Source organism: Streptococcus sp. ST16 (genome assembly GCF_046098135.1).
GTDB lineage: Bacteria > Bacillota > Bacilli > Lactobacillales > Streptococcaceae > Streptococcus.
On sequence record NZ_JBJUSE010000003.1, the window covers coordinates 189,254 to 196,071 of the forward strand.

At 40.1% G+C, this 6,818-nt stretch carries 5 protein-coding genes; 4 read left to right on the forward strand and 1 reads right to left on the reverse strand.

The window, feature by feature from the left end; all coding sequences use genetic code 11:
• Nucleotides 1–15 precede the first annotated feature (15 nt).
• Nucleotides 16–1,908: a DUF2207 family protein gene (locus ACIY14_RS03740; protein ID WP_409001569.1), complete on the forward strand. Its 1,893-nt coding sequence runs from the start codon at nt 16–18 to the stop codon at nt 1,906–1,908.
• Nucleotides 1,909–1,967: 59 nt separating this feature from the next.
• The gene (locus tag ACIY14_RS03745; RefSeq protein ID WP_409001570.1) at nt 1,968–2,813 is read left to right on the forward strand and encodes an undecaprenyl-diphosphate phosphatase; all 846 of its coding nucleotides are present in this window, start codon (nt 1,968–1,970) and stop codon (nt 2,811–2,813) included.
• 33 nt (nt 2,814–2,846) lie between these two features.
• Here the strand turns inward: ACIY14_RS03745 and dinB are convergent, their stop codons facing one another.
• On the reverse strand, nt 2,847–3,908 hold the full coding sequence (gene dinB, locus ACIY14_RS03750) for a DNA polymerase IV (protein WP_409001571.1): 1,062 nt from the start codon (nt 3,906–3,908) through the stop codon (nt 2,847–2,849).
• 236 nt (nt 3,909–4,144) lie between these two features.
• Here dinB and pflB point away from each other — a divergent pair, with 236 nt between their 5' ends.
• Both pflB and ACIY14_RS03760 read left to right on the forward strand, forming a co-directional pair.
• The gene (gene pflB / locus ACIY14_RS03755; RefSeq protein ID WP_409001572.1) at nt 4,145–6,460 is read left to right on the forward strand and encodes a formate C-acetyltransferase; all 2,316 of its coding nucleotides are present in this window, start codon (nt 4,145–4,147) and stop codon (nt 6,458–6,460) included.
• Nucleotides 6,461–6,548: 88 nt separating this feature from the next.
• Nucleotides 6,549–6,818, forward strand: a 270-nt coding sequence (locus tag ACIY14_RS03760) for a helix-turn-helix domain-containing protein (protein WP_409001573.1), incomplete at its 3' end; no start/stop codon positions are given.

Consider the following 6,818-nt stretch of genomic DNA (forward strand, 5'->3'; position numbering starts at 1 on the left):
GAAAGGGAATCAATTATGAAAAAAAGATGGTTAGTGACTTTGGTATTTGCTTGTTTATTATTTATACCGAGCCTAGTTTTTGCAGTAGACTTTGATATCTTATCCTATCAGGGTGATTTGAATATTCATGCAGATAATACTGCAATTTTTAAGGAAACAATCACCTACCGTTTTGGAGATGATTATAATGGTCAGCTAGTTGGACTGGGAAAAGCTGGGAAAATGCCAGAAGGATTTGACATTGATCCCGACCCGACCGTTCAAGTGTCTAAAAATGGGCAAATTATTCAAAATGTTTCCTTTTATACTATGGAGGAAGAGGACGGCTACAAGGTGAAAATTTACAATGCTGGATATGCTGGAGATACTGTTCGGGTGACGGTTACCTGGCAACTATCAAATCTTCTCTTCTTATACAGGGATATAGCGGAGTTAAATTGGCAACCCTTGACAGATAGTTCTGGAGATATTAAAGAGTTTGAGTTCAAGGTCAGCTCTGAAAATCCAGCAGAGAAACTCTATTTCCATACAGGAAAACTCTTTAAGGAAGCTAGTGTCAAAAAGGTAAATGATTTCTACCAAGTCAAGATGAAAGATCTTCCGAGAAATCGTCAGGTGGAACTACATGCCTATTGGCCGAGAAGTGCTTTTGCAGAAGCTCCGGATCAAGGCTTGGTATCTGATAACCTCATTTGGTTTAAAAGAGTTGAGCTTGAAATAGCAAGTGAAAAAGCTTCGGACAAAATCGTAATGATGTGGCTTATTCCAATTGTTTTGACGGTTCTTCTGTTTGTCGGTTTAATCTTTTATAAACGTTTCAAAAAAGAAATTAGTCCTAAGAAGAAATTTGCTAAGAACCATCGCCTCTATGAGCCACCTATGGACTGGCCTCCGATGGTTTTAGCAGAGAGTGTATATTCCTTATCACTGGGCGAAATGAAACCGGGAGCAAAAGGATTTGGTCATTTTACATTTGAACGAGTCATTCAGGCTACTTTGCTAGATCTAGTAGATAGAGGGCATTTGTCTATTGAGAAAGGGGAAAAAGAACCAATTCTTAAAATCATAAACGAAAGTGGATTGGCAAATTTTGAGAAGGAATGTCTGACACTTTGCTTTTCAGATAAGAAAGAGTTGGCAATTTCGGACCTGTTTTCAGATTATCAGGTTTCACCAAGTATTTATCGTGGAGTTTTTAAAAAGGATGCAAAGCAGGTTCAGGAGATAGGAAAGCAGCTGAAACGTTCGTTTGATAGACGCATCTCTAACATTGAAAAGCGCGTTAAAGACAAGGTGCATGCGTTGCGTATTCCAAATTATTACCGTCCTTTGAGTACGGGTGAGAAGAAACTATCTCTAGCTATGTGGATTGGATTAATTGGTTCAGCCGTAGGGAGCTGGCTATTCTTCTACTGTAGTTGGAACACGTATGGTTTTGTTTCGTTCTACCTCCTCTTTTTGGGATTACTTGCTTCCATTATTTTAGTGCTAATTTATGCTGTAACATATGGGTATTATGATAATGGTGTTTTGACAGATGAAGGGGCAGAGGTTTACTATCACTGGAAGAGTTTTGAAAACATGCTTCGGAATATCGCCCGTCTAGACAAGGCTGAGTTGGAGAGTATCGTCCTTTGGAATCGCCTTCTGGTATATGCAACTCTTTTTGGTTATGCCAAAAAGGTCAGCCAATTAATGAAAGTTCGGCAAATTCATCTTGAGAATCCAGACTTAGATAGTTACATTGCCTATGGCTGGTATGCACAACTTCATACCTATACTGGACAGATGAAATACTATGCAGCGGTCGCAAACACAGCAAGCAACTACTCCGTATCTTCTGGAAGTGGTTCTTCAGGTGGAGGATTCTCAGGAGGCGGAGGCGGTGGTAGTATCGGCGCCTTCTAAAAAATCTATCGCAACATCCGAAATTATGTTATAATAGAGGACAGAAAAAGGAGTAATGCATGTATTTTATTGAAATTTTGAAGTCCATATTTTTTGGGATTGTTGAAGGAATTACAGAATGGTTGCCAATTTCAAGTACTGGCCACTTAATCCTAGCGCAAGAGTTTATCCAGTTTAAAGACCAAAATGAAGCCTTCATGTCCATGTTTAATGTTGTCATTCAGCTCGGTGCTATTTTAGCAGTTGTGGTAATCTACTTTAACAAGCTCAATCCTTTCAAACCTGGTAAAACCAAGGTTGAAGTTCGTCGAACTTGGCAATTATGGTCAAAAGTTTTCGTTGCGACCTTGCCTTTGCTATTGGTCTTTAAACTAGATGATTGGTTTGATGCCAACTTCCATAACATGGTTTCAGTTGCAATCATGTTGATTATCTTTGGGGTTGCCTTTATCTATCTTGAAAAACGAAATAAGGCGCAAGCTATTGAACCAACAGTAACAGAGTTAGACAAGTTGCCTTATAAAACAGCTCTTTACATTGGACTCTTCCAAGTCCTTGCCCTTTTCCCAGGGACAAGCCGTTCTGGTGCGACTATCGTTGGTGGTTTGTTGAATGGGACTAGTCGCTCCGTCGTAACTGAGTTTACCTTCTATCTTGGGATTCCCGTTATGTTCGGAGCCAGCGCTTTAAAGATTTTCAAATTTATAAAAGCAGGCCAACTCTTGAGTTTTGGACAACTGTTCTTGCTTTTGGTTGCTATGGGAGTAGCCTTCGCGGTCAGCATGGTTGCTATTCGCTTCTTGACTGGCTATGTGAAGAAGCACGACTTTACCCTCTTTGGTAAATACCGTATCGTACTCGGTAGTGTCTTGTTGCTCTATAGTTTTGTGCGTTTATTTGTATAAGAAAAAGCTTGAGGGAATCTTCCTTCAAGCTTTTTAAAATCCTGTTACTGTGACTCCTAGCAAACGAATGCCTTTTTCTTTTTCAGCTAGTTCTTCGTAGAGTTGAAGGGCAGTTTGAGAAATCTGACTAGCATCCTGTGTTGCTTGTGGGAGGCTTTTTCGTCTAGTTAGAGTAGAGAAGTCAGCATATCGTATTTTTAGGATAATGATTTTTCCAGCTTTGCCTTGTTGGCTGAGATTGAAAGCTACCTTTTCTGAGAGAAGAGTCAGCTCTTTTTTGATGTCTTCTTCTACGTGCAGGATTTTTCCGTAGGTTTTTTCCTTGCCAATAGACTTGCGAATACGATTGGCCTTGACCGGTGAATTATGAATGCCCCTAGCCTTTCGATAAAGATCAAAACCGAGTCTGCCAAACCGATCGATTAAAGTGACTTCAGAAACAGCCAATAAGTCTTCACCAGTATAAATGCCCATTTCATGAAGGCGTTCAACTGTTTTTTTGCCCACACCGTGAAATTTAGCAATGTCCATTTGTTTGAGAAAATCCTCAGCCTGATCTGGGAGGATGACTGTTAAACCATGTGGTTTTTGATAGTCACTAGCCATTTTAGCTAAGAATTTGTTATAAGAGACGCCTGCAGAAGCAGTCAGATGTAGCTCCTGCCAGATATCTTGTTGGATGAGGCGGGCTATTTTGACAGCTGACTTGATACCGAGTTTATTTTCCGTTACATCCAAGTATGCCTCGTCAATACTCATAGGTTCGATCAAATCAGTGTAGCGTTTAAAAATAGCACGAATCTCAAGTCCCACAGTCTTATACTTTTCATAATTTCCTGAGATAAAGATAGCTTGGGGACAGCGCTCATAAGCTTCTTTAGAGCTCATGGCTGAATGAACGCCAAAAGCTCGTGCTTCGTAGCTACAAGTAGAAACGACACCCCGACCACCTGTTTGTCTAGGGTCGCTCCCAATGATGACAGGTTTGCCCTTTAACTTGGGATTATCTCTGATTTCCACCGCAGCAAAAAAGGCATCCATGTCGATATGGATGATTTTTCTGGACAAATCATTAATCAATGGAAATATGAGCATTTTTGTTCCTTTCTAGCGTCATTTTCTATTCATTATACCTTTTTTTCTGAAAAAATGGAAAAGAGTAGTCTGACTTTCAAATATATAATACAGATAGCATTAAAATATAGTCTGTATTATAAAAGAAAGCGCTAAAAAGGCTGTTTTCTTCTTGTTGAAATCGGTTACTGTGTGGTATACTTGATTTATGAATGTAACAGATAGTTGTTACTAGAAAGAAAAATGAGGACATTAACATGGTTGTTAAGACAGTTGTTGAAGCGCAAGATATTTTTGATAAAGCTTGGGAAGGCTTCAAAGGCGTAGATTGGAAAGAAAAAGCAAGTATTTCTCGCTTCGTTCAAGCTAACTACACACCTTACGATGGAGATGAAAGTTTCCTTGCTGGCCCAACAGAACGTTCGCTTCACATCAAAAAAATCGTAGAAGAAACAAAAGCACACTACGAAGAAACTCGTTTCCCAATGGACACTCGTCCAACATCTATTGCTGATATTCCTGCTGGATTTATCGACAAAGAAAACGAATTGATCTTCGGTATCCAGAACGATGAACTCTTCAAATTGAATTTCATGCCAAAAGGTGGTATCCGTATGGCTGAAACTACTTTGAAAGAAAATGGATACGAACCAGATCCAGCTGTTCATGAAATCTTCACAAAATACGTAACAACAGTTAACGACGGTATTTTCCGCGCTTACACTTCAAATATCCGTCGTGCTCGTCACGCTCACACTGTAACTGGCCTTCCAGATGCTTACTCACGTGGACGTATCATCGGTGTTTACGCACGTCTTGCTCTTTACGGTGCAGACTACTTGATGCAAGAAAAAGTAAACGATTGGAATGCAATTAAAGAAATTGATGAAGAAACAATCCGTCTTCGCGAAGAAGTAAACCTTCAATACCAAGCATTGCAACAAGTTGTTCGCTTGGGTGACCTTTACGGTGTTGACGTTCGCAAACCAGCGATGAACGTCAAAGAAGCTATCCAATGGGTGAACATCGCCTTCATGGCTGTCTGCCGTGTTATCAACGGTGCTGCAACATCTCTAGGACGTGTGCCAATCGTGCTTGACATCTTTGCAGAACGTGACCTTGCTCGTGGTACATTTACTGAATCAGAAATCCAAGAATTCGTTGATGATTTCGTTATGAAACTTCGTACAGTTAAATTTGCTCGTACAAAAGCTTATGACCAATTGTACTCAGGTGACCCAACCTTCATCACAACTTCTATGGCTGGTATGGGTAATGACGGTCGTCACCGTGTTACTAAGATGGACTACCGTTTCTTGAACACTCTTGACAACATCGGTAACTCTCCAGAGCCAAACTTGACAGTTCTTTGGACTGACAAATTGCCATACAACTTCCGTCGCTACTGTATGCACATGAGCCACAAACACTCTTCTATCCAATACGAAGGTGTAACAACAATGGCTAAAGACGGATATGGTGAAATGAGCTGTATCTCATGCTGTGTGTCACCACTTGACCCAGAAAATGAAGAACAACGCCACAACATCCAGTACTTCGGTGCTCGTGTAAACGTTCTTAAAGCCCTTCTCACTGGTTTGAACGGTGGTTACGACGATGTTCACAAAGACTACAAAGTATTTGACATCGATCCTATCCGCGACGAAGTTCTTGAATTTGAATCAGTTAAAGCGAACTTTGAAAAATCTCTTGACTGGTTGACTGACACTTATGTAGATGCTTTGAACATCATCCACTACATGACTGATAAGTACAACTACGAAGCTGTTCAAATGGCATTCTTGCCAACTAAACAACGTGCCAACATGGGATTCGGTATCTGTGGATTTGCTAACACTGTTGATACATTGTCAGCGATTAAATACGCTACAGTTAAACCAATCCGTGATGAAAATGGCTACATCTACGATTACGAAACAATCGGTGAATACCCACGTTGGGGTGAAGATGACCCACGTTCAAACGAATTGGCAGAATGGTTGATTGAAGCTTACACAACTCGTCTACGTAGCCACAAACTTTACAAAGACGCAGAAGCTACAGTATCACTTTTGACCATCACATCTAACGTTGCTTACTCTAAACAAACTGGTAACTCACCAGTCCACAAAGGTGTATACCTCAACGAAGATGGTTCTGTGAACTTGTCTAAACTTGAATTCTTCTCACCAGGTGCTAACCCATCTAACAAAGCTAAAGGTGGATGGTTGCAAAACTTGAACTCACTTGCTAGCCTTGACTTTGGTTATGCAGCTGATGGTATCTCATTGACAACTCAAGTTTCACCTCGTGCTCTTGGTAAAACTCGTGACGAACAAGTGGATAACTTAGTAACAATCCTTGATGGTTACTTTGAAAACGGTGGACAACACGTTAACTTGAACGTTATGGACTTGAAAGATGTTTATGACAAGATTATGAATGGCGAAGATGTCATCGTTCGTATCTCAGGATACTGTGTAAACACCAAATACCTCACTCCAGAACAAAAAACTGAATTGACACAACGTGTCTTCCACGAAGTTCTTTCAATGGATGACGCATTGAGCTAAGATTTTAAATTAAATAGAAAAGGCCAGTTGGAATGAACTGCACCCCAAAAGTTAGACAGAAAAAATCTAACTTTTGGGGTGTTTTATTATGAAATTGAGTTATGAAGATAAAGTTCAGATCTATGAACTTAGAAAACAAGGACAAAGCTTCAACCAGCTTTCAAAAAGATTTGGAGTGGATGTTGCTGGCCTAAGATACATGATGAAATTAATTGACTGTTATGGAATAGAGAACGTTAAAAAGGGGAAGAATCGATACTATTCCCCAGAATTAAAACAAGAAATGATTGATAAAGTTCTTCTTGAAGGTCGTTCGCAAAGAAGTGTCAGTCTTGATTATGCTCTCCCAAACAAAGGA

What these genes read in the sequence shown, in the direction of transcription:
- pflB (WP_409001572.1), top strand. Translation starts at nt 4,145, where the DNA reads ATGGTTGTTAAGACAGTTGTTGAAGCGCAAGATATTTTTGATAAAGCT.
- ACIY14_RS03745 (WP_409001570.1), top strand. Translation starts at nt 1,968, where the DNA reads ATGTATTTTATTGAAATTTTGAAGTCCATATTTTTTGGGATTGTTGAA.
- dinB (WP_409001571.1), bottom strand. Translation starts at nt 3,908, where the DNA reads ATGCTCATATTTCCATTGATTAATGATTTGTCCAGAAAAATCATCCAT.
- ACIY14_RS03740 (WP_409001569.1), top strand. Translation starts at nt 16, where the DNA reads ATGAAAAAAAGATGGTTAGTGACTTTGGTATTTGCTTGTTTATTATTT.